Below are 20464 nucleotides of genomic sequence, written 5' to 3'. Positions count from 1 at the left end.
CCTGAAATGACAGATCTGCGTGTTTTTGAGAGTTTCGGGGGATCGGTGTGCGCGATCAGGCGGGGCGGTCGCCCCAAGGGCGGGTCACGCCGAGCACCGCGTCGTCTCCGCTGAAGGCAAGGCCCAGGGCGGCGGCGGAGACCTCTTCGGGGGTGTGCCACCGGCCGGTCGGATGCCAGCCGAGGATCAGGCGCGGACGGCCGGACAGCGGGGGCTCCGGCCCGTCCGGCGCGGCGTACGCGCTGGTCAGCACCTGGACGACCCGGTCGGCGCGGGCGTCGATGACATCCCAGGCGGCCTGGTCGCCGAACGGCAGATACGCCAGCGCCAGGTCGAACCGCCGGTCACCCAGGGCCGTCACGAAACTGGGCACATTTGTAACGTCTGCTAGCACTATGTCGGCAATGTCTGAAGTGCGATGTTTGTTGCGCGAAACGACAGAAACGACCATCCCTCTGGCGGCCAGTTCCACCACGGCCGGAGCCAGGATCCCCGTTCCTCCGACGACCAGGACGTGACCTGACATGGAATTCGACCTCCTCGTGGCAGGGGAGCTGAACGCCGACGTCGTCGTCGAGTGCGGCGACGTGCGGCCGACGTTCGGGCAGGTCGAGGAGCTCGTGGAGGATGCCACGATCGTCCTCGGCAGCTCCGGTGCGATCACCGCCTGCGGGGCGGCCCGGCTCGGCGCCCGCGTCGCCATGGCCGGGGTGGTCGGCGACGACTGGCTCGGGGACTTCGTGCTCGACCGGCTGGCCGAGCGCGGGGTCGACACACGCTACTGCCTGCGCAGACCTGGTCGGCGCACCGGGATGACGGTGGTGCTCGGGGCCCGGGGCGACCGCGCCATGCTGACCTTCCCCGGCGAGATCGGCCGCCTGGCCGCCGCCGACGTGCCCGCCGAGGCGCTCGCCGCCGCGCGGCACCTGCACGTCAGCTCCTACTTCCTCCAGTACGACCTGTGGGCGGGCCTGCCCGCCCTGGTGAAGGAGTTCGCCGGCACGACGTCGGTCGACCCCAACTGGGACCCGTCGCGCTCCTTCGACCACGGGCTGCCGGCGCTGCTGCCCCACCTCGACTACCTGCTCCCGAACGAGCAGGAGGCCGAGCACATCGCCCGCGCCAACGGCGGCCCGCTCACCTGCGGCCTGGTGGTGAAACGTGGCGGCGACGGCGCGACCCTGAACCTGCCCGGCGGCACCGCGCTCGGCGTGGACGCCCCCGCGATCACCCCGGTCGACACGACCGGCGCGGGCGACTCCTTCGACGCCGGTTTCCTGGCCACCCTCCTGCGCGGCGGCACCCACGCCGAAGCGCTGCGCGTCGCCTCCGCCTGCGGCGCCCTCTCGACCCAGGGGCTCGGCGGCACCGCCGCGCAGCCCACCCTCCCCGAGGCGCTCGAACTCGCGGGCACCCTCACCGTCCACGATCTCCAGGAGACCCAGAAGTGACCGCAACGACCGCCCCCGAGCTGGCCCGGCGCACGCAGGCCGAAGTGGAGAGCCAGCCGGACACCTGGAGCCGTGCCATCGAGCTGGCCGCCGCGACCGGCGCCCTGCCGGGCGCGGGCGCGAACGTGCTCGGCGTCGGCTGCGGCACCTCCTATTATATCCTCGACAGCTACGCCCGCCGCCGTCAGCAGCTCGGCCAGGGCCGCACCCGCACCGCCATCGCCACCGAACTCGACGACGACGACGCCTACGACGCGGCGATCCTGCTGTCGCGCTCGGGCACCACCAGCGACCTGGTCCGGCTCGCCCGCGACCTGTCGCGGCGCACCCGCACGATCGCGATCACCGGCACCCCCGGCTCGCCGATCACCGAAGCCGCGCACGAGACGATCGTCATGGACTTCGCCGACGAGCGCTCGGTCGTGCAGACCCGCTACGCCACCTCCGCGCTGACCCTGCTGCGCGCCTCGATCGGCGACGACGTGGCCGGCCTGCCGGACCTCGCCCGCGCCGCGCTGGCCGAACCGCTCGCCGTCGACCCGGCCGACTACGACCACATCGTCTTCCTCGGCACCGGCTGGGCGCGCGGCCTGGCCGAGGAGGCCGCCCTCAAGCTGCGCGAGTCGGCCCGGCTGTGGACGGAGTCGTACGCGAGCCTCGAATACCGGCACGGCCCGATCGCCTGCGCCTCCCCGCGCAGCCTCGTGTGGGCGCTCACCCCGCTGCCCGCCGACGTCGTCGAGGCCGTGCACGCGACCGGCGCCACGCTCCGCGTCGCGACCGCCGACCCGCAGGCCGAGCTGGTCCGGGTGCACCGCCTGGCCGTCGCCTACGCCCGCCACCGGGGCCTGGAGTGCGACAGCCCCGAGCACCTGTCCCGTTCGGTCGTCGTGGAGTAGCCGTGCCCTTCGTCCAGTACGCCACCGCCGCCCCCGTCCCCGACGACCTGTCCGCCCGGCTGGCCCGCACGGTCGCCGACGCCCTGGACCTGCCGCCGGGCGCGGTCGTCGCGCAGCGGCTGGCCGCCCTCGACGGCGAGGGCGTCACGGCCGTCGTGCGCGGGCGGCTCCGCGACCCCGCGCTGATGCGCGCGGCGGTCGGCCGGGCCGCGGCGCTGCTCGGCGCCGACCTGGGCGTCGACCCCGACTACGTCTTCGTCTGCTGGCCCGATCCGGGGGTCGTCGGGTGATCCTCACCGTCACGCTCAACCCCGCCTACGACGTCACCTACCGCGTGGCCGACCTGCGGCTGGGCGCCACCAACCGGGTCGGCGAGGTGGCGGTGCGCGCGGGCGGCAAGGGGCTGAACGTGGCCCGCCTCCTGCGGGCGCTGGGCCACGAGGTGACGGCGCTGGGCCTGGCCGACGCCCGGTTCGGCGCGTCGGCCGGTCTGCCGAACGCCTTCACGCCGATCGCCGGGGAGACCCGCCGCACGATCGCGGTCGTGTCCGGCGAGGTCACCATGCTGAACGAGCCCGGCCCGGCGATCTCCGCCGGGGAGTGGGCCGCCTTCCTGGCCGACTTCCGGTCGTGGCTGCCGCGCGCCTCCGCCGTGGTGATGTCCGGCAGCCTGCCGCCGGGCCTGCCGTCCGACGCCTACGCGGTGCTGGCCGCGCTGGCCGGCGACGTGCCGACGATCGTGGACGCCGAGGGCGAGGCCCTCGTCCACGCGCTGGCCGCCCGCCCCCACGTCGTGAAGCCCAACGCCGACGAGCTGAGCCGCACCTTCGGCGCGGCGACCTCCGTCCGCGACGGCGCGATGCGGCTGCGCGAACTCGGCGCCCGCGCCGCCGTCGTCTCCGACGGGCCCCGCGGCCTGCACGCCGACACCTCCGACGGCCTGTGGCGGGCGGTGCCGCCGTTCGCCGAGGGCAACCCGACCGGCGCGGGCGACGCCGCCGTCGCGGCCATCGCCATGGGCGTGGTCGCCCGCTGGGACTGGGCCGAGACGCTGCAGCACGCCGCCGCCCTGTCGGCCGCCGCCGTCAGGTCGCCCCTGGCCGGGCAGGCCGACCACGCCGCCTACCGGGCCAATCTCACCGTCGTCACGACAGAACCACTGGAGCGAGAGTGCTGACCCCCACCGCCGAGATCATCTCCGCCGCGCACGCCGCCGGTCGCGGAGTGGGCGCGTTCAACGTGATCCAGGTCGAGCACGCCCAGGGCATCGTGGCGGGCGCCGCGCAGGCCGGACTGCCGGTGATCCTGCAGATCAGCGAGAACACCGTCGACTACCACGGCGGCCTGGCCGCCATCGGGGCCGCCTGCCTGGAGATCGCCCGCGAGGCTCCCGTGCCGGTCGCGGTCCACCTCGACCACGCCACCCGGGCCGACCTCGTCGACCGGGCGGTGGAGCTGGGCTTCGGGTCGGTCATGTTCGACGCGTCGGCGTTGCCGTACGAGGAGAACGTGGCCGCGACCGCCGAGGTGGTGCGCCGGACCGGCGTGTTCGTGGAGGCCGAGCTGGGGGAGATCGGGGGGAAGGACGGCGTGCACGCGCCCGGAGCCCGGACCGACCCCGCCGAAGCCGCGGCCTATGTCGCGGCGACGGGGGTGCACGCCCTGGCGGTCGCCGTGGGCACCTCCCACGCGATGCTCACCCGCGACGCCGCGCTGGACTTCCGCCTGATCGCCGAGCTGCGCGCGGCGGTGCCCGTCCCGCTGGTGCTGCACGGCTCGTCGGGCGTCGCCGACGACGGGCTCACCCAGGCCGTTGCGGCGGGCATGACGAAGATCAACATCGCCACCCACCTGAACAAGGCGTTCACCGCCGAGGTCCGGCGGGTGCTGGCCGACGACACGACCGTCGACCCGCGCAAGTACCTGCGGCCCGCCCGGACGGCCGTCGGGGCGCAGGTCGCCCATCTGCTGCGCGTCCTCCACTGAAGGAGCCGACCATGAGTCTCACCCCGCACCCCGACCCGGGCGCGATCCTCGCCGAGAACGAACGGCGCGCCCTGGAGCGGGAGGGCATCCCGATGTTCCTCGCGCTGGAGGACCTGCGCGGTCCCTCGCAGCCGGCCGCCGACCGCGCCGAGGGCCCGGCCCTGGCCGACCTGACCGGACGGTACGCGACGGCGGTCCGCCCCGAGGCGGCCGACGACGACCTCGCGGCCCTGGCCTCGGTCGTCACCGTCGTGGCCCGCGTCCACTTCTTCCCGACCGAGGACTGACATGGGTTTCGCCGACTACCGCACCTCTCTCGAAGAGGGCCGCTACCTGCGCGTCGTCAACTACCACAACACCCCGGCGTCGACCGCCGACCAGCTCCGCGAGGAGCTCACCGCCTACGCCGAGGCGTTCGCGAGCGTCACCGTGGCCGACCTCGACCGCTTCTACGCCACCGGCGAGTGGGGCCTCGACCGGCCCGGCTTCATCCCGGTCTTCTACGAGGGCTACCGCAACAACCACACCGTCGCCGCCCCCATCTGCGACGAACTGGGCCTCACCGCGTGGTTCCCGATCATCACCAGGTTCGTCGACTGCCCGCCCGACGAGCAGCGCGCCTTCGCCGACGCCCACGACATCGACCTGGTGGAAGAGGAGCTCTCCTACGACCGCCTAGCCCTGACCTGGGACGAGGTCGCCGAGATCGGCCGGCGTCATGTCGTGGTCCCGCACACCGGCAGCCACTCGCCGATCGGCGCCATCGTCACGGCCGCCGACGTGGAACGCGAACTGGTCGAGCCGCGCCGCCGCATCCAGGAGGTGACCGGCCAGGAGGCCGTCGCCAACGTCTACCTGTACGGCACTCCGTTCGGCACCAGCGACTTCCAGGACCGGGCGGTGCTCGACGCCGGCTACCGCTACCAGATCAGCAACACGATGATCCAGCGCATCGCCTGACTACTCGGGCCAGGCCGAGTTCTCGATGACCTCGACGAAGTCGCCGCGGACGAACCCGGGCACGAAGTGGGCCAGCACGTCGGCCTTGACGTTGCCGAACGTCGTCTCCGGGCGGTCCTTGATCCCGTCGGTGAACGCGGCCAGGATCCGCTTCTTGAAGTCGGGACGGGGATGGGCGTCCACCACGGCCGCGCGCTGGGCGTCGGAGACGGCGTCGTAGCCGATGCCCAGCACGTCGAGCTCGACCCCCCGGGTGACCAGGGCGATCTCGGGCGCCATGTGCAGCGGGATCTCCGGTGTGGTGTGCAGGGCGATGGCCGTCCACACCACGTCGGCCTCCCGGCCCACGATCCCGTGGGTGCGCATGAACCGGCGCGCCTCGTCGGCGCCGTCGATCTCGAACCGCTGACCCTTGCTGCGGTATCGGTCGGTCAGCCCGAGATCGTGGAACATCGCGCCGACGTACAGCAGCTCGGGATCGAAGGACAGGCCCTGGTCGCGCCCGCGCAGTGATCCCCACAGGAACACCCGCCGGGAGTGGTCGAACAGCAGCGGTGTGGCCGCCTCCCTGACCAGCTCGGTCGCCGCCCGCGCGAGAGGGCTGTCGGGGATCCGCACACCCGCGATGGCCTCGCTCATGATCTCTCTCCCTTTCCTCGGTACGACTCCAGACTCTCCCCACGCCTACACTGGGGGCCATGTCCTTTCTGACAGATGAACCACAGATTCAGACATGACCCACCGCGTGGGGTTCGTGGTGTTCGACGGGGTGACCATGCTCGACGTCAGCGGACCCGCCGAGGTCCTGCACCAGGCGGGCCTGGCCGGTCATCCCTACGAGCTCGTCTTGATCTCCGCCTCCGGCGGCCAGGTCACCACGTCGACCGGGATGCCGCTGAGCGGCGTCGTGACGGCGGCCGAGGCCGGCCGGATCGACACGGCGATCGTCTCCGGCGGCGACCGGCTGGCCGAACGGCCTCTCGACGAGGGCCTGCTGGCGACGACCCGCGCGGTGGCCGGCGGCGCCACCCGGGTCGCCTCGGTGTGCACCGGCGCCTTCGTCCTGGCCGAGCTCGGCCTGCTCGACGGGCGCCGGGCCACCACGCACTGGCGGCACGCCGACGTCCTGGCCCGCCGTCATCCCCGGGTGCGTGTCGAGCCAGACGCGATCCACGTCCGGGATGGCCGATTCATCACCTCGGCGGGGATCAGCGCGGGCATCGACCTGACCCTGGCCCTCGTCGAAGACGACCACGGCGCCGAGACGGCCCGCCGCGTCGCCCGCGAACTGGTCGTCTTCATGCAGCGGCCGGGCGGGCAGTCGCAGTTCACGGCGGCCGCCACGCCGCCGCCGCGCAACGACGTCCTGCGCGTCCTGATCGACTCCGTGCTGGCCGACCCGGCCGCCGATCACGGCCTGCCGGCCATGGCCTCCGCCGCTGCCGTCAGCACCCGGCACCTGACCCGGCTGTTCCACACCGAACTGGGCACCACCCCGGCCCGCTGGGTCGAGCGGGTCCGGCTCGAACACGCCCAGCGGCTGCTGCTCGACGGGCACAGCGTCACCACGGCGGCCCGCGACAGCGGGCTGGGCAGCGACGAGACCCTCCGCCGCGTCTTCGACCGCCACCTCGGCATCACGCCCACCGCCTACCGCCGGCGCTTCGCCACCACGATCCCACAAAGCGGATAGCTCATCCACTTGTGCTACCTTCAGATAAGCGGATGAGCTATCCGCTTATCTGAAGGAGGGGCACATGACGAAGACGGCTCTGGTCACGGCCGGCACGGGTGGCATCGGCCTGGAGACCGCGCTGGGGCTGGCCGCCGCCGGGTTCGCGGTCACCGTGGTCGGGCGCGACCCCGGCCGGGGAGCCCGCGCGGTCGAGCGGATCGACGCCACGCGGCCGGCCCACCCCGCCCGGTTCCGATCGGCCGACCTCGGCTCGCTCGACCAGGTCAGGGCGCTGGCCCACGACGTCGCCGCGGCAGGGGTGCCGTTGACGGTGCTGGTCAACAACGTCGGGGCGATGTTCCCCCGGCGCGCGGACCTCGACGGCGTCGAGGCCTCGTTCGTGGTCAACCACCTGTCGCCCTACCTGTTGACCGAGTCGCTGCTGCCCGCGCTCACCGCCGGAGCGCCGAGCCGGATCGTGAACGTGACCTCCGGCGCGGTCCGCGCCGCCAAGCGCCGCTTCGACGCCGTCGAACCCCCGGGCGGCTACTACGGCTTCCACTGGTACGGCCGCGCCAAGCTCGCCAACCTGGCCTACACCCTCGACCTGGCCAAACGGCTCGACGGCACCGGCGTCGCGGTCTTCGCCGCCGATCCCGGCGGCGCCGCGACCGACATGACCGACGGCACCATGACCGACCCGGCGATCGTCTCGCCGCCCCTGCGGCTGCTGTGGCCGCTGGTCCGCCGCGTGTTCGCCCGCAGCACCTCGGGCCCGGCGTCCAGGGCGGCCCGCTCCTCGGTCACCGCCGCCACCGATCCGGCGCTGACCGGCCGGACCGGTCTCGTCATCGGGCCCTGGGGCCGCCCGGTCACCCCGATCCGCGCGGCCACCGACCCCCGCGTCGCCGAGGCCGTGGGCCTGCTCAGCCGAGCTCATGCGCCCGGGATAATCTCCCCATGACGACCACATCGCTGCGCAAGGACGCCGCCCGCAACTGGGAGCGGATCGTCGCCACCGCCCGCGACCTGGTCGACCAGGGCATCGCGTTGCAGCTCAATGACGTCGCCCACCGGGCCGGCCTCGGGGTAGCCACGGTCTACCGTCACTTCGCCACCCCCGAGGCGCTGCTGGAGACCGTCGCCGCTCCCTGCCTGGAGGCGCTGGCCGCGCACGGCGAGCAGGCCCTGGCCGACCCCGACGCCTGGCGTGCCCTGGAGGGCTTCCTGACCCGCGTCGTCGAGGCGCAGGTCACCGACGCCGCCCTGCCCCCGGTCGCCGCCACGGCCACCGACGCCCTGCCGCGTACGACCGAACTCAAGGAGTCGCTCGCCTCGGCCGGCACCGCGCTCCTCGACCGGGCCCGCGCCGCCGGAGCCGTCCGCCCCGACCTCACCGCGGCCGACCTGGTGCCGCTGATGTGCGGCGTCGCCCACGCGGTGGCGGTGCGCGGGGGCGGTCACGCCGACCGGATCGACACCGCCCGCCGCTACCTCGCGATCCTGCTCGAAGGCGTGCCGCCCACGCCGTCTCAGGCCTGAAGGTGACGCAGGACGGCCAGGACGCGGCGGTGGTCGTTGTCCGACGGCGGCAGGCCGAGTTTGGCGAAGATCTGACTGACGTGCTTCTCCACCGAGCCGTACGACAGGAACAGTGCGCCCGCGATGGCGGTGTTCGACCGGCCCTCCGCCATCAGGGCCAGCACGTCGCGCTCCCTGGAGGTGAGGGTGACCAGCGTCTCCGCGCGACGGCTCGCGCCCATGATCTGGGTGACCACCTCCGGGTCCAGCACGGTCTCGCCGCCCGCGATCCGGTCGAGCGCGGACAGGAAGTCGCTCACGTCGGCGACGCGCTCCTTCAGGAGATAGCCCACGCCGTGGGCGCCGTCGGCGAGCAGCTGGGCGGCGTACCGCGTCTCGATGTACTGGGAGAACACCAGCACGCCCACGTTCGGGTGGTCGCGGCGGATCCGGATCGCGGCCTGGAGGCCCTCGTCGGTGTGGGTCGGGGGCATGCGCACGTCGACCACGGCGACGTCGGGTTCGTGTTCGGCCACGGCCGCCCGGAGCGCCTCGCCGTCGCCCACGGCGGCCACCACGTCCCGGCCCCGGGCGGTGAGCAGCATGCGGAGGCCGTCTCTGAGCATCACCGCGTCTTCGGCGATCACGATGCGCATGCGTCATCCCTTCAGATGCGAAAGGGGAGGGCCACGGTGATCACCGTAGGGCCTCCGGCGGGACTGCGGACGTCGATGGCGCCGTCCACCGCGCCGACCCGGGCGGCCAGGCCGCGCAGGCCGGATCCGGCGCCCGCGACCGCGCCGCCCGTGCCGTCGTCGCGGACGGTCAGAGTCAGCCGGCCGTCCCGGCCCCGGACGTCGACGGCGGCGTGCCGGGCGCCGCTGTGCCGGACGACGTTGGCGAGCAGCTCGGTGGCGCAGAAGTAGGCGACGACCTCGATGGAGGGGTCCGGCCGCTCGGGCAGGTCGGTGTGCAGCCGGACGGGGATCGGGGTGCGGGCGGCGAGGGTGGCCAGGGCGGTCTCGAGTCCCTGGTCGAGCGCGGGCGGGAGGATGCCCCGGATCAGGTCGCGCAGTTCGGCCACGGTCTCCTTGGCGTCGCGGTGCGCGCCGCCGACCAGCTCGCGGGCGCGTTCGAGGTGGCCGGGGTGGTGGGCGAGGTCGAGTTCCTCCCTTGCCAGGCCCAGGCTCATGGCCAGCGTCACCAGACGGGCGGAGGTCCCGTCGTGCAGGTCGCGCTCGACCTGACGGAGCCGGGCGACGGCGTCGTCCACCGCGAACGCCCGCGCCTGCTCCAGCCTGCGGATCCTCGTCTCGCTCGCGGACATGCCCAGCAACGTCCCGGCGAGGAGCCGTTCGGGAGCCAGGGCGAGGCGCAGGCCCCGGGGAGCCAGCAGCAGCAGCGCGAGACCGGCCGGGGCCAGCAGCGCCGCGCTCGGCCAGCCGTCGGGGACCAGCCGCCACACCGGGGAGACGAGCAGGATCAGGCCGCCGCCCCACAGCCCGGCGGCGGCGGCGAGGGCGAGGACGGCGGCGGGGATCCGGATCAGGGCGTGGCCGACGGCTCGCCACCCCGTCGCGTCGACGAGCGCCGCGCCCATCCACCGGAACAGCCCCTTTCCCGGCCGGAAAGGGGCCGGATCGGTCACCCGCGCCCCGAGGAGCGCGCGGGCCAGCCGCCGGTTGACCGTGCCCAGACCCCTGGCGGCGACCAGGCTCAGGGCCAGCATCGGCACTCCGACGAGGTTGACCGTCGTGAGCACGCTCAGCAGCACCACGACGAGATGGACCAGGCCGATCCCCGCCGTCAGAGGCAGGAGCAGCGTGTACGCGAGCGCGCGTCCCGTGGTGACCAGCACGCGCCTCCTCTCCTGGCGGACAACCGCGGAGGACATCCGGAAAAGGTCCGGAGGATGTCCCCGTGGTGCCGACCGATCCTCGCCGACAGAGTGATCACCATGATGACAACTGAACGGCGGCGCCGATATGCCGCGCTTCTCACCGGCCTGACGCTGGCTTCCCTGACCTGGCCGGCCCCGGCGGCGGCCCGCGAGCCGCTCTGGCGCGACTGCGCCGGCCGGGACCTGCCGGCGGACATGCGGTGCGCCACGATCGAGGTGCCCGTCGACTGGGCCGAGGCCGGCGGGCCGAGGATCACGCTGGACCTGGTGCGATTACCCGCCACCGAGCCCGCTCGGCGGATCGGCAGCGTCCTGGGCGTGCCCGGCGGTCCCGGTGCCAGCGGCGTCGAGGACCTGAAGCGCGCCGCCGCCGGCCTCGCCGACCTCCGGCGCAGGTTCGACCTGGTCGCCTACGACCCCCGCACCAGCGTGTGGCTCGACCGGCTGCCCCCGGCCTGCCTGGAACCCGCGACGACGCTGTCCGAACCGGTGAGCCGGACGGACTACCGGGCCCTGACCGAGGCGATGGCCGCGGGCTTCGCCGCGTGCCGGGAGGCGGACACGACCGGACTGTTCGCCACCATGGACTCGCTGTCGGTCGCCAAGGACATGGACGCGATCCGCCGTGCCCTCGGCGAGGAGCGGCTGAGTTTCATGGCCAACTCCTACGGAGGGGCGCCCGCCGTCGCGTACGCCCGGCTGTTCCCGCGGCGGATCCGGGCGATGTATTTGGACGGGACGGCCAACCACGTCGACGGCTGGCTCACCCAGACGCTCCGCACTCTGCCCGTCATGGAGGAGACCCTCACCAGGTTCGCCGCCTGGTGCGCGGCCACCCCCGCCTGCGCGCTGCACGGACAGGACGTGAAGGCGGTCTGGCGCGAACTCACCGAAGGCGCCGACCGTACGCCGATCCGGGTGACCTCCCCCCACTTCGGCGAGGGCGAGCTGACCGGATGGCACCTGCGCAGCTTCGGCTTCACGGCCGACCCCGGCCCCGGGAACGCGCGGTGGTCGGCCTTCGCCGACGCGATCGCCAAGGCCGTGCGGGGCGACGGATCCGGCTTCGCCGACGCCGCCCTCGGCAACGCCCGCGCCTGGGCCACCCCCGGAGCTCTGGCGATGACCTGCGGAGACGGGCGTGGCTACACCGGCTACGCGCAGCTGGAGGAGTTCCGCCGTCAGGCGCGGCAGGCGTCGCCGAACTTCGGGGGAGCGGCGTTCGACGCCCTGGGCTGCACCGGCTGGCCGCTGCGCGTCGCCAACCCGCCGCGTCCCCTGCCCACGCGCGAGCTGCCGCCGCTCCTGGGCGCGGGCAGCATGTGGGGCGACTACGTGTGGACGGAGAGCCTGATCAGGAAGGTCCCCGGATCGGTGACGGTCGGCTACGACGGCCCCGGGCACGCGCTGTACCTGTGGGGGAAGAAGTGCCCGATCCGGTACGCGACCACCTACCTGACCGACCTGAGACTGCCCCCTCCGGGCACCGTCTGTCCGGCCGAATGATCGCGGCCGCGATCCCTAGAGTGGGCCGCATGGACCTGTTCGCGGGCATTCCCGTCACCGACTACCGGCGCGCTCTGGAGTGGTACGAACGTCTCCTCGGCACGCCCCCGGCGTTCTTCCCCAACGACGTCGAGGCCGTGTGGGAGCTGGCCGAGCACCGCTACCTCTACATCGAGCACCTCCCCGAGCGCGCGGGCCACGCCCTGCAGACCCTCTTCGTCGACGACTACGACGACCGGGTGGCGGCGATCTCCGCGCGCGGCGTCGAACCCGTCGAGCGGGAGACCTACGAGAACGGCGTCCGCAAGGCGATCTACCACGACCCGGACGGCAACGAGATCGGGATCGGCGGCGGCCCTGTGTGATGTCGAAGCTTGATGTCGATCCGCGACCCGCCCGTTCGACAAGTGGGTGCGAGGGCCGGGAGGCGGCCCCGCCGGATGAGGAGAGCGCGATGCCGAGGTACATGCTGATCATGCGGGGCACCGACGAGACCAACGCGGCCATGATGGCCTCGATCGACGAGGCGATGGCCGCGACCGGCCGGTTCATCGAGGACATGATGAAGGCCGGGGTCCTCCTCGCCGCCGAGGGCCTGGACGATCCGGCGCGGGGCGTCGTCGTCGACTTCGGCGGCGAGACCCCGGTCGTCACCGACGGGCCGTACGGCGAGACCAGGGAACTGTTCGGCGGCTACTTCCTGCTCGACGTCGCCACCCAGCGGGAGGCGGTCGAGTGGGCCACCCGGGTCCCGGCGGTCCGCGGCTCGAAGATCGAGGTCCGGCGGGTGGCCGAGGCCGACGAGGTCCCGCAGGACAGCCGCGCCTGATGACCGACGTCGAGGCCGTCTGGCGGACGGAGTCGGCCCGGATCGTCGCCGCGCTGACCCGGTTCACCGGCGATTTCGGGCTGGCCGAGGACGCCGCCCAGGAGGCGGTGGCCGAGGCGCTGACGTCGTGGCCGCGCGCCTCGCCGGCCAACCCGGCCGGCTGGCTGACGGCCACGGCCCGGCGGCGGGCGATCGACGCGATCCGCCGCCGGACGGTCCTCCACGACAAGTACGCCCTGCTGGCGGCCGACGTCCCGGTCGAGCCGGAGTTCGACCCCGACGGGTTCGGCGACGACGTCCTGGCGCTGATGTTCGTCAGCTGCCACCCGGTGCTCTCGCGCGAGGCCCGGGTGGCGCTGACGCTGCGCGTCGTCGGCGGCCTGTCCAGCGAGGAGATCGCCCGCGCGTTCCTGGCGCCGGTGCCGACCGTGCAGGCCCGCATCACCCGGGCCAAGAAGACGATCGCGGCGGCCGGGGTGCCGTTCGAGCTGCCACCTTCCGGCGAGCGCGGGGAACGGCTGGCGGGCGTGCTCAGCGTCCTCTATGTGATCTTCACCGAGGGGTCGACGGCCACGTCGGGCGACCGGCTGCTGCGCCCCGACCTCGCGTACGAGGCGATCCGGCTGACCCGGATCCTGGCCGAGCTGCAACCCGACGAGCCGGAGGTCCACGGCCTGCTGGCCCTGTGCGAACTGACGTCCGCCCGCTTCCCGGCCCGGACCGCCCCCGACGGCACCCCGATCCTGCTGGAAGACCAGAACCGCCGCCTGTGGGACGCGGCGGCGATCCACCGAGGCCTGGCCGCACTGGCCAGGGCGTCGAAGAGGGGCCTCGGCCCCTACGCCCTCCAGGCCGCGATCGCCGCCGTCCACACCTCGGCCCCCTCGGTCGAGTCGACCGACTGGACCCGGATCGTCCTGCTCTACGAGGCGCTCGGCCGGGTCGCACCCTCGCCGCTCGTCGACCTCAACCGCGCCGTCGCGGTGGCCATGGCCACCGGCCCGGCCGAGGCCCTGACCATCGTGGACGCCCTGATCGCCGGCGACCGGCTCCCCGGCTCGCACCTGGTGCCGACCGTACGCGGCGAACTCCTGGCCCGCCTCGGCCGCCTGCCGGAAGCCCGCGCAGAACTGGAGACGGCCGCCCGGCTGTGCGCCAACGAACGCGAAGCCGCGGTGCTGCTACGCAAGGCCGCGGTCATCGGCGCAGGGGTGCCAGAAGCCGGGTGACCACCAGTACAAGGCCTTGCTGTCGTCCGGCCACGGGTGCAGCTGTTCGTCTGTGGGCTCGAACCGGTCGACCGTCAGGTCGATGATCCGCCAGCCGTCGGGGACGGTCTCCGCTTCCGAGGGAGGCCGGACACGGGGAAGGAATCTCTCTTCGCCGGCCGCGAAGCGGATGAAGTTCCGCTGGGCCTGCACCAAGGACACGCCGTTGGCGCCGTCGTCCATCAACGGCCACCTGAGCTGCAAGGGGTCGTCCTCCCAGAAGCAGATAGGGCAGATCAGATAGCTGCCCGGCCCGTCTTTCAACGTGCGGTATCCGCAGCAGCTGCAGGGATACAGCGCCTTCCGGCCATCCATGTGATCATTATGGCCGGATAGTTCTCCGACAAGTGTTGGAGAAGTGGTATCGTCGAGGTATGACCCGAAGTACCGACCCGCGTGCCGTTCGCACCAGGAACAGGCTCGCGGAGGCGTTCACCGCCGTCGCCGGGGAGGCGCCGGTCTCGGTCAGCGCGATCGTCGAGCGGGCCGGGCTCAACCGGTCGTCCTTCTACGCCCATTTCGACTCCACCAGCGAGCTCGCTCTCTACGTACTGGAGCAGGCCCTCATCGAGATCTCCGTCGACGACCTGCGGGCCCGCGCCAGCGGCGAGGCCGACGGGGTCGAGGCCTCCCGGGTCGTGGTGGGGCGCATTCTCGACCAGGTCGAAGGCCAGCGGGCCGATCTGGTCGCGGTCTTCACCTCGACCGCCGGAGGGGACGCCCGGGTGCTCTTCGGGGAGCGGATCCGGGCCAACCTGACCGGCTACCTCGAGGTCGCCGCTCCCGAGCGGGGGCTCGCCGAGCGGGCCACCGCGGCCGTGATGGTCGGATCGGGGCTGGCGGCGGCGGTGGTCGCGTGGCTCCTGGGGGAGATCGACTGCTCGCGCGACGACCTGCTCGACCTCCTCGTCGGGCTGGTGCCCGACTGGCTCAACGGATTATCCGGACGTCCTCGCTGAGACCAGGAGATTCGAGGAGAGAGAACCATGGATTTGCACCTGAAGGGCCGCCGGGCCCTCGTCACCGGATCGAGCTCGGGCCTGGGCGAGGCCATCGCCCGGCTGCTCGCGGCCGAAGGGGCCGACGTCGTCGTCCACGGGCGGAACGCCGCCAGGGCCGAGGCGGTCGCCGAGACGATCCGCGGCGACGGAGGCGCCGCCACGGCCGCCGTCGGTGATCTCGGTACGGATGAGGGCGCCGACGCCGTCGCCGCGCTCGCCGGGCCGGTCGACATTCTCGTCAACAACGCCGGCGTCTACGACCACATGGGATGGGACGACCTGACCTCCGGCGACTGGGCCGACATCTACAACGTCAACGTCATCGCCGCGGCGCGCATGATCCGCCGCCTCGTGCCCGGCATGCGGGCACGAGGTTGGGGGCGGGTGATCCAGATCGGCGGCGGGCTGGCCTCCCAGCCGATGGCCGACGCGCCCCACTACAACGCGACCCTCGCCGCCCGCCACAACCTGGCCACCTCGCTGGCCCGCGAGCTCAAGGGCACCGGTGTGACCTCCAACGTCGTGTCGCCGGGGGCCATACTCGTCGACCACGTGCGGGAACTCGTCACCCGGATCGCCCCCGCGCGCGGCTGGTCGGGGGAGTGGGCCGACCTCGAACGGGCGGCGTCCGGGGAGTGGGTGCCCAACGACGCCGACCGCTTCGGCCGCCCGCACGAGATCGCCGGGGCCGTCGCCTACCTGTGCGGCGCGTACGCCGACTACGTCAGCGGCGCGACCCTGCGCGTCGACGGCGGAACCGTCCGCAGCGCCTTCTGATCACGGCTTGGCGGCCACGCCGCCGTACGCCCACGCGTGCCCGCCGCCGGGGATGGGCTCCTGGTACTCGTCCTCGTCCGGGTGCCAGGTGACGACCTCGACGACGCCCGGAGGCAGCAGCGTCCAGCCGTCGAAGAAGCTCGTCACCTGCGTGTGGGTGCGGGGGACCATGGACGCCGGGCCCTTGTCGTAGGGCTTGGTGAACTCGTTCTCCTCCACCTGCGGCGCGAAGTCGAGCGTGATGTGCGACAGCAGCAGATGGCTCCCCGACGGCACGGCCGCCTTGTAGCGCTCGACGAGTTCGCCCGGCTTGTCGCCGTCGGTGATGAAGTGCAGCACCCCGGCCATGATGATCCCGACCGGCCGCGAGAAGTCGAGCACCTCGTTGACCTGGGGGTGCGACAGGATGTGGTCGGGGTCGCGCAGGTCGGCCTCGATGACCGTGGTCCTGCCCTCTTCACTGCTGGTCAGCAGGGCCCGCCCGTGCACCAGGACGATGGGGTCGTTGTCGACGTACACCACCCGGGCGGCGGGGTTGACCGCCTGGGCGATCTCGTGGGTGTTGCCCTGCGTGGGGATGCCGGTGCCGATGTCGAGGAACTGCGAGATCCCCGCCTTCGCGGCGAGGTGCCGCACGGCCCGGCTGAGAAAGGCCCGGTGGGCGCGCACGCCCTCGCGGGTGCCGGGCGACAGCTTGATGAGCTGCTCGCCCGCCTCCCGGTCGGCGGCGAAGTGGTCCTTGCCGCCGAGGAGGTAGTCGTAGATACGCGCGGGGTGAGGGATCGTGGGATCGATCCGGGTGATCGGCGGAGCGTCACCGGCGGTCGATGCCTTGGGACCGTTGGGGAAACCGGCCATTACTTTCTCCCTCGGTTGTCTCTTTCTTGTTAACGCTCACAAACGGTAGCCCGTTAGGCGGTGATTCGGCCTGATTGAAGGTCAATTTATGGTTGCGATCCCCGGCTTGAAACGGTCGCCGGACTTTTCAACGGACATTAACCATCAATTGCGCGAATCCGACGACCGGGCTGATCGTCGGCATCCGCGAGGGGATGGAAGCGCGCATCCCCTCGCGGATCACCCGTCAGGCGGTCGTACAAGGGGAGCCGTTGAGGGTGAAGGTCGCCGGTGCCGTGGTGTTGCCCGTGTGGGTCGCCTGGAAGCCGATGTCGAGGCTCGCGCCCGCCGCGAGGTCGGCGTTGTAGGAGACGTTGGTGGCGGTCACCGCCCCGCTGGTCGGCTCGTAGATGGCGTTCCACCCGTTGGTGATGACCTGCCCCGGCGACAGGGTGAAGCGCAACGCCCAGCCGTTCACCGCCGTCGACCCGGTGTTGGTGATCTTGATCGCGGTCGTGAGCCCGGTGTTCCAGGCGTTCGTCGTGTACGTCACCCGGCACGACCCGGTGCCCGGACTCGGTGACGGACTGGGAGAGGCCGACGGTGATGGGCTCGGCGACGGCGAAGGTGTGGGGGAGGTGAACTGGGTGAAGAAGCGCCAGACCTCGGCCGGCACCCAGGTTCGCGATCCGCTGTCGCCCGTCGCGCCGTCCTGCGGTGCGGCGATGTGGCCCTCGTCGAAGGCCGCCCAGGTGACCGGGTAGCCGGACCGGCATCCGGAGTAGGTGGTGACCCGGTGCGACAGGCTGCCCTGGGAGGGCTCCGGCGGGTTCTGCGCCGTGCAGCCGTTGTTGCGGACGAACCGGTCGCGTAACGTCCGCCCCTGCGAGATCGCCAGCACGGAGTCACGCAGCCCGTGGATGCCGAGGTAGGCGACCGGCTGGGTGCCGCCGCCGCAGCCGCTCAGCTGCGCGCCCGACTGCACCGCGACCGCCCGGAAGACGTCGGGCCGCGCGCACGCCAGCGCGTTCGACATGGCGCCGCCGTAGCTGAATCCGACCGCGAACCGCTGGGCGGTGTCGACGCACAGATCGGACTCGATCTGGTTGATGATGGCGTCGACGAGCGTGACGTCCTCGCCGGCCGAGTTGGCCCACCCGTTGTTGAGCCCCTGGGGCGCGACGAAGATGGCGGTGTTGTTCGCCAGCCGCTGCAGGCCGTAGTAGGACCACACGTCACGCTGGACGGTCTGCCCGGTGGCCACGTCGGTGGCGGTGCCGTTCAGCCAGTGGAACCCGAAGACCAGGCGGTACTGCCGGGTGTTGTCGTAGTTGTCGGGGACCCGGAGGATGTACGACCGGCTCTTGCCGTTGTGCTGGAGCGAGTAGGTGCCGCTGCGCAGAGTGGGCGTCTTGCCGCACCCGGCGGTCGCGGCCATGACGCTCTCGGCGGTGCTGTGGCTCAGTGCCGCGGGACCCCAGGCCAGGATGACGAGCGCCGCGGCCCCGGCGGCGGCGAGAACAGATCGGGTTCGTGTGAGCACGGGATTTCCTCTGGTGAATTCCCTTGCGGGAACACTTGTTATCGCTAACATCCAGATTTCGCGGTCACGGTAGGCAGGAGTGAGCGGGCCTGTCAAGAATGGCGTCCGGGCCGCCGAGAGGGCGGCGGGGACGATTCGCGGGCGTGCCACCGAAGACGTCCTCACCGCCGGAACGGGCCGAGGTGAAATTTTCACCTGCCGGCCGCGTGCGTCGCGTCTCCTCGGTTAGACGCCGGAACGAACGCGACGACCACAGGAGGAGCGATGACGGACGGCATGTGGGAGGCGGTCCCGCGACTGCTCGGCGAGAACCGCTACCTCGTGCTCGCGACCGCCGACGATCAGGGACGACCGTGGGCGACCCCGGTCTTCTTCGCCGCCCGCGACGAAGACCGGCTGTACTGGGTGTCGTCACCCGGCAGCAGGCATTCCCGCAACCTCGCCGCCCGCCCCGATGTGGCCATGACGGTCTTCGACTCCCACGCGCCCGTCGGCGGCGCCGAGGCGCTCTACCTCGAAGCGACCGCCGGCCCCGCCGACGATCCCGTCGCGGCCGTGGCCGCGCTCAACGCCCGCCTGCCCGAGGGCGGGGAACTCGTGGACGACGACCTCGCGCCGTCCGGTTCCCTGGTGGCCTACCGCGCCGACGTGCGCACGCACTTCGTGCTGATCCGGGGCGGGGACTCGCGCTTCGACAACGTGACCGACGCGCGGCTCCGCGTCACCCGCCCCCGGTAAGGGTCAGTTGTCGGCCGGTTCCTCGGTGGCGAGGTTGCCCAGGACCGACTCCGACAGCACGGCCAGGGTGTCGAGCTGCCGAGGAGTGACGACGTCGAGGAAGATCCGGCGGACGTACTCGATGTGCAGCGGGACGGCCTTGGTGATGGCCTCGTGTCCGGCCGGGGTGAGGCTGATCTGCTGGCCGCGCGGGTCGTCGGCGCAGGGGTTGCGCTCGACCTGTCCGCGCGTGACCATCCGCGAGATCTGGTGGGTGAGCCGGGTCTTCTCCCACCGGAGTCGTTCCCGCAGCTCGAAGACGCGCAACGAGTTGTCCGGCTGCATCCACAACGTGCTGAGGACGGCGTAGTCGGCCAGCGACAGGCCGGTGTCCTGCAGCAGTTGCCGGTTCATGTGGCGGCGCAGGTCCTCCTGCATGGTGAGGAAGGCGTACCAGGCACGGCGCTCGCGCTCGCTCAACTCCCCGGATCCGGTCACCTTCTCAGGCTACCGAACGGACAAACGCGGACATTTGCTTTTTCCCGAAGGGTGACGCATCATCCTTTCAAGGGTGACACATCACCCTTACCGGAGGAGAGTGATCATGAAACGCATCTGGCTGGTCACCGGCGCCACCGTCGTGCTGACCGACCGCCGCACCGACGGAGCCGCGGAGCTCGTCGCCGCCCTGGACGCACCCGACACACCCCTGCGGCCGGCCTTCGGCAACGACCCCCTCGACCGCCTCACGGCGGCGGCCAAGCGGGAGCGCGACGCCTGGGAGTCCCTGTCGCGCGGCACCGACTTCGACGAGTGAACGACATGGGAAAGGAGCCCGCGATGGATCGCGTGGCGGGAAAGACGGCCATCGTCACCGGCGGCGCCATGGGCATGGGGGCGGCTACCGTACGGCGGCTGGCGGCGGAGGGCGCGAACGTCGTCGTCGCCGACGTCAACGTCACGGCGGCCCGGGAACTCGCGGCCGGTCTCGGCGCGCGCGTCGTCGCCGAACGGCTCGACGTGCGGTCGGAGGAGGAGTGGGCCGGGGTCGTCGGGCGTACCGAAGAGAGGTTCGGCTCGGTCGACGTCCTGGTCAACAACGCGGGCGTCGCCGACCCGGCGCCCCTGGAGCAGTGGGACGCCGCCCGGTTGCGGCGCACGCTCGACGTCAACCTGGTCGGCGTCTTCAACGGCATCCAGGCCGTCGTCCCGGCGATGAGACGGGCGGGCGGCGGCTCGATCGTCAACATCGGCTCGGTCGGCGCGCTGCAGGGTGTGCCGAGGATGTCCGGGTACGTCGTCTCCAAATGGGGTGTACGCGGCCTCACCAAGACCGCCGCCCTGGAACTGGGCGTCTTCGGCATCCGGGTCAACGCCGTCCACCCCGGGCAGATCCGCACCCCGATGACCGACGGCGTCGTCTTCGACACCCGGAACGTCGCGCTCGGACGCGTCGGCGAGCCGGACGACATCGCCGCGATCGTGCTGTTCCTCGCCGGTGACGACTCCCGGTTCGTCACCGGCGCCGAGGTCGCCGGCGACGGCGGCCAGATCGCCGGCCCGGCCGACTACCAGGGACTGCCCCAGTGACCGC

27 protein-coding genes are annotated in these 20464 nt (G+C 72.4%); 19 read left to right on the top strand and 8 right to left on the bottom strand.

Annotated elements, in window-relative coordinates; all coding sequences use genetic code 11:
- Positions 1–55: 55 nt before the first annotated feature.
- Complete coding sequence (locus FDA94_RS02150; RefSeq protein WP_137245287.1) at positions 56–373, bottom strand: hypothetical protein; 318 nt, start codon at positions 371–373, stop codon at positions 56–58.
- Between the two features lie 151 nt (positions 374–524).
- Here FDA94_RS02150 and FDA94_RS02145 point away from each other — a divergent pair, with 151 nt between their 5' ends.
- Genes FDA94_RS02145 through FDA94_RS02115 form a run of 7 tightly spaced genes read left to right on the top strand, consistent with a single transcriptional unit; the run spans position 525 to position 5296 of the window.
- The gene (locus tag FDA94_RS02145; protein WP_137245286.1) at positions 525–1451 is read left to right on the top strand and encodes a carbohydrate kinase family protein; all 927 of its coding nucleotides are present in this window, start codon (positions 525–527) and stop codon (positions 1449–1451) included.
- Positions 1448–2350: an SIS domain-containing protein gene (locus FDA94_RS02140; RefSeq protein WP_246059464.1), complete on the top strand. Its 903-nt coding sequence runs from the start codon at positions 1448–1450 to the stop codon at positions 2348–2350. The genes FDA94_RS02145 and FDA94_RS02140 overlap by 4 nt, the downstream gene beginning before the upstream one ends.
- A 2-nt stretch (positions 2351–2352) precedes the next feature.
- Positions 2353–2640, top strand: a complete 288-nt coding sequence (locus tag FDA94_RS02135; RefSeq protein ID WP_137245285.1) for a hypothetical protein — start codon at positions 2353–2355, stop codon at positions 2638–2640.
- On the top strand, positions 2637–3527 hold the full coding sequence (locus FDA94_RS02130) for a 1-phosphofructokinase family hexose kinase (protein ID WP_137245284.1): 891 nt from the start codon (positions 2637–2639) through the stop codon (positions 3525–3527). The genes FDA94_RS02135 and FDA94_RS02130 overlap by 4 nt, the downstream gene beginning before the upstream one ends.
- A complete protein-coding gene (locus FDA94_RS02125; protein ID WP_137245283.1) occupies positions 3521–4336 on the top strand; it encodes a class II fructose-bisphosphate aldolase in 816 nt (271 codons plus the stop codon). Before FDA94_RS02130 ends, FDA94_RS02125 begins: the two co-directional genes overlap by 7 nt.
- Positions 4337–4347: 11 nt before the next feature.
- Positions 4348–4623 carry a hypothetical protein gene (locus FDA94_RS02120; protein WP_137245282.1) on the top strand — a complete coding sequence of 92 codons (276 nt, stop codon included), beginning with the start codon at positions 4348–4350 and terminating at the stop codon, positions 4621–4623.
- Position 4624: 1 nt separating this feature from the next.
- Positions 4625–5296, top strand: coding sequence for a polysaccharide deacetylase family protein (locus tag FDA94_RS02115; protein ID WP_137245281.1), 672 nt, complete (start codon positions 4625–4627; stop codon positions 5294–5296).
- On the opposite strand, the gene FDA94_RS02110 is transcribed toward FDA94_RS02115, so the two are convergent.
- Positions 5297–5935 carry an HD domain-containing protein gene (locus FDA94_RS02110; protein WP_137245280.1) on the bottom strand — a complete coding sequence of 213 codons (639 nt, stop codon included), beginning with the start codon at positions 5933–5935 and terminating at the stop codon, positions 5297–5299. It abuts the gene before it with no gap.
- Between the two features lie 94 nt (positions 5936–6029).
- On the opposite strand from FDA94_RS02110, the gene FDA94_RS02105 reads away from it, so the two are divergent.
- The 3 genes from FDA94_RS02105 to FDA94_RS02095 all read left to right on the top strand — a co-directional run bounded on the left by FDA94_RS02105 (position 6030) and on the right by FDA94_RS02095 (position 8513).
- Positions 6030–6989: a GlxA family transcriptional regulator gene (locus FDA94_RS02105; RefSeq protein ID WP_137245279.1), complete on the top strand. Its 960-nt coding sequence runs from the start codon at positions 6030–6032 to the stop codon at positions 6987–6989.
- A 64-nt stretch (positions 6990–7053) separates the two neighbouring features.
- The gene (locus FDA94_RS02100) at positions 7054–7935 is read left to right on the top strand and encodes an SDR family NAD(P)-dependent oxidoreductase (RefSeq protein WP_137245278.1); all 882 of its coding nucleotides are present in this window, start codon (positions 7054–7056) and stop codon (positions 7933–7935) included.
- Entirely contained in the window at positions 7932–8513 is a 582-nt protein-coding gene (locus tag FDA94_RS02095; protein ID WP_137245277.1) for a TetR/AcrR family transcriptional regulator, read from the top strand. The genes FDA94_RS02100 and FDA94_RS02095 overlap by 4 nt, the downstream gene beginning before the upstream one ends.
- On the opposite strand, the gene FDA94_RS02090 is transcribed toward FDA94_RS02095, so the two are convergent.
- Positions 8504–9148, bottom strand: coding sequence for a response regulator transcription factor (locus FDA94_RS02090; RefSeq protein ID WP_137245276.1), 645 nt, complete (start codon positions 9146–9148; stop codon positions 8504–8506). The genes FDA94_RS02095 and FDA94_RS02090 overlap by 10 nt on opposite strands.
- 11 nt (positions 9149–9159) lie before the next feature.
- A complete protein-coding gene (locus tag FDA94_RS02085) occupies positions 9160–10350 on the bottom strand; it encodes a sensor histidine kinase (RefSeq protein WP_212735125.1) in 1191 nt (396 codons plus the stop codon).
- A 99-nt stretch (positions 10351–10449) separates the two neighbouring features.
- Here FDA94_RS02085 and FDA94_RS02080 point away from each other — a divergent pair, with 99 nt between their 5' ends.
- The 4 genes from FDA94_RS02080 (at position 10450) to FDA94_RS02065 (ending at position 13956) form a co-directional block, all read left to right on the top strand.
- Positions 10450–11898, top strand: coding sequence for an alpha/beta fold hydrolase (locus tag FDA94_RS02080; protein ID WP_170990742.1), 1449 nt, complete (start codon positions 10450–10452; stop codon positions 11896–11898).
- A gap of 29 nt (positions 11899–11927) precedes the next feature.
- Entirely contained in the window at positions 11928–12263 is a 336-nt protein-coding gene (locus FDA94_RS02075) for a VOC family protein (RefSeq protein WP_137245273.1), read from the top strand.
- Between the two features lie 89 nt (positions 12264–12352).
- Positions 12353–12727 carry a YciI family protein gene (locus tag FDA94_RS02070; RefSeq protein WP_137245272.1) on the top strand — a complete coding sequence of 125 codons (375 nt, stop codon included), beginning with the start codon at positions 12353–12355 and terminating at the stop codon, positions 12725–12727.
- The gene (locus FDA94_RS02065) at positions 12727–13956 is read left to right on the top strand and encodes an RNA polymerase sigma factor (RefSeq protein WP_137245271.1); all 1230 of its coding nucleotides are present in this window, start codon (positions 12727–12729) and stop codon (positions 13954–13956) included. The genes FDA94_RS02070 and FDA94_RS02065 overlap by 1 nt, the downstream gene beginning before the upstream one ends.
- Here the strand turns inward: FDA94_RS02065 and FDA94_RS02060 are convergent.
- Entirely contained in the window at positions 13909–14310 is a 402-nt protein-coding gene (locus FDA94_RS02060; RefSeq protein WP_137245270.1) for a CPCC family cysteine-rich protein, read from the bottom strand. The two genes, FDA94_RS02065 and FDA94_RS02060, sit on opposite strands and share 48 nt — an antisense overlap.
- Before the next feature lie 59 nt (positions 14311–14369).
- Here FDA94_RS02060 and FDA94_RS02055 point away from each other — a divergent pair, with 59 nt between their 5' ends.
- Positions 14370–14954: a TetR/AcrR family transcriptional regulator gene (locus FDA94_RS02055; RefSeq protein ID WP_137245269.1), complete on the top strand. Its 585-nt coding sequence runs from the start codon at positions 14370–14372 to the stop codon at positions 14952–14954.
- Between the two features lie 27 nt (positions 14955–14981).
- Positions 14982–15773 carry an SDR family NAD(P)-dependent oxidoreductase gene (locus FDA94_RS02050; protein ID WP_137245268.1) on the top strand — a complete coding sequence of 264 codons (792 nt, stop codon included), beginning with the start codon at positions 14982–14984 and terminating at the stop codon, positions 15771–15773.
- Here FDA94_RS02050 and FDA94_RS02045 read toward each other — a convergent pair whose 3' ends face one another.
- Together FDA94_RS02045 and FDA94_RS02040 are read right to left on the bottom strand one after the other, a co-directional pair.
- Positions 15774–16631: an SAM-dependent methyltransferase gene (locus tag FDA94_RS02045; protein ID WP_137245267.1), complete on the bottom strand. Its 858-nt coding sequence runs from the start codon at positions 16629–16631 to the stop codon at positions 15774–15776. It abuts the gene before it with no gap.
- Positions 16632–16857: 226 nt separating this feature from the next.
- A complete protein-coding gene (locus FDA94_RS02040) occupies positions 16858–18153 on the bottom strand; it encodes a CE1 family esterase (RefSeq protein ID WP_246059461.1) in 1296 nt (431 codons plus the stop codon).
- A 264-nt stretch (positions 18154–18417) separates the two neighbouring features.
- On the opposite strand from FDA94_RS02040, the gene FDA94_RS02035 reads away from it, so the two are divergent.
- A complete protein-coding gene (locus tag FDA94_RS02035) occupies positions 18418–18891 on the top strand; it encodes a pyridoxamine 5'-phosphate oxidase family protein (RefSeq protein WP_137245265.1) in 474 nt (157 codons plus the stop codon).
- A gap of 3 nt (positions 18892–18894) precedes the next feature.
- Here the strand turns inward: FDA94_RS02035 and FDA94_RS02030 are convergent, their stop codons facing one another.
- Complete coding sequence (locus FDA94_RS02030) at positions 18895–19368, bottom strand: MarR family winged helix-turn-helix transcriptional regulator (protein ID WP_212735124.1); 474 nt, start codon at positions 19366–19368, stop codon at positions 18895–18897.
- Positions 19369–19474: 106 nt separating this feature from the next.
- On the opposite strand from FDA94_RS02030, the gene FDA94_RS02025 reads away from it, so the two are divergent.
- Together FDA94_RS02025 and FDA94_RS02020 are read left to right on the top strand one after the other, a co-directional pair.
- Positions 19475–19687, top strand: coding sequence for a hypothetical protein (locus FDA94_RS02025; RefSeq protein ID WP_137245264.1), 213 nt, complete (start codon positions 19475–19477; stop codon positions 19685–19687).
- A 23-nt stretch (positions 19688–19710) separates the two neighbouring features.
- On the top strand, positions 19711–20460 hold the full coding sequence (locus FDA94_RS02020; protein WP_137245263.1) for an SDR family oxidoreductase: 750 nt from the start codon (positions 19711–19713) through the stop codon (positions 20458–20460).
- Positions 20461–20464 lie beyond the last annotated feature (4 nt).

It is taken from the genome of Herbidospora galbida (assembly GCF_005233835.1).
Classification (GTDB): Bacteria; Actinomycetota; Actinomycetes; order Streptosporangiales; family Streptosporangiaceae; genus Herbidospora; species Herbidospora galbida.
Note: the sequence above shows the minus strand (reverse complement) of the source record. Positions and strands in the feature narration are given on the sequence as shown.

Bases quoted from the DNA above. Each gene is read 5' to 3' on its own strand.
- FDA94_RS02075 (WP_137245273.1), top strand. From the start codon at position 11,928: ATGGACCTGTTCGCGGGCATTCCCGTCACCGACTACCGGCGCGCTCTG.
- FDA94_RS02090 (WP_137245276.1), bottom strand. From the start codon at position 9,148: ATGCGCATCGTGATCGCCGAAGACGCGGTGATGCTCAGAGACGGCCTC.
- FDA94_RS02065 (WP_137245271.1), top strand. From the start codon at position 12,727: ATGACCGACGTCGAGGCCGTCTGGCGGACGGAGTCGGCCCGGATCGTC.
- FDA94_RS02100 (WP_137245278.1), top strand. From the start codon at position 7,054: ATGACGAAGACGGCTCTGGTCACGGCCGGCACGGGTGGCATCGGCCTG.
- FDA94_RS02080 (WP_170990742.1), top strand. From the start codon at position 10,450: ATGATGACAACTGAACGGCGGCGCCGATATGCCGCGCTTCTCACCGGC.
- FDA94_RS02105 (WP_137245279.1), top strand. From the start codon at position 6,030: ATGACCCACCGCGTGGGGTTCGTGGTGTTCGACGGGGTGACCATGCTC.
- FDA94_RS02020 (WP_137245263.1), top strand. From the start codon at position 19,711: ATGGATCGCGTGGCGGGAAAGACGGCCATCGTCACCGGCGGCGCCATG.
- FDA94_RS02050 (WP_137245268.1), top strand. From the start codon at position 14,982: ATGGATTTGCACCTGAAGGGCCGCCGGGCCCTCGTCACCGGATCGAGC.
- FDA94_RS02145 (WP_137245286.1), top strand. From the start codon at position 525: ATGGAATTCGACCTCCTCGTGGCAGGGGAGCTGAACGCCGACGTCGTC.
- FDA94_RS02095 (WP_137245277.1), top strand. From the start codon at position 7,932: ATGACGACCACATCGCTGCGCAAGGACGCCGCCCGCAACTGGGAGCGG.
- FDA94_RS02025 (WP_137245264.1), top strand. From the start codon at position 19,475: ATGAAACGCATCTGGCTGGTCACCGGCGCCACCGTCGTGCTGACCGAC.
- FDA94_RS02115 (WP_137245281.1), top strand. From the start codon at position 4,625: ATGGGTTTCGCCGACTACCGCACCTCTCTCGAAGAGGGCCGCTACCTG.
- FDA94_RS02060 (WP_137245270.1), bottom strand. From the start codon at position 14,310: ATGGATGGCCGGAAGGCGCTGTATCCCTGCAGCTGCTGCGGATACCGC.
- FDA94_RS02110 (WP_137245280.1), bottom strand. From the start codon at position 5,935: ATGAGCGAGGCCATCGCGGGTGTGCGGATCCCCGACAGCCCTCTCGCG.
- FDA94_RS02120 (WP_137245282.1), top strand. From the start codon at position 4,348: ATGAGTCTCACCCCGCACCCCGACCCGGGCGCGATCCTCGCCGAGAAC.
- FDA94_RS02070 (WP_137245272.1), top strand. From the start codon at position 12,353: ATGCCGAGGTACATGCTGATCATGCGGGGCACCGACGAGACCAACGCG.
- FDA94_RS02055 (WP_137245269.1), top strand. From the start codon at position 14,370: ATGACCCGAAGTACCGACCCGCGTGCCGTTCGCACCAGGAACAGGCTC.
- FDA94_RS02035 (WP_137245265.1), top strand. From the start codon at position 18,418: ATGACGGACGGCATGTGGGAGGCGGTCCCGCGACTGCTCGGCGAGAAC.
- FDA94_RS02045 (WP_137245267.1), bottom strand. From the start codon at position 16,631: ATGGCCGGTTTCCCCAACGGTCCCAAGGCATCGACCGCCGGTGACGCT.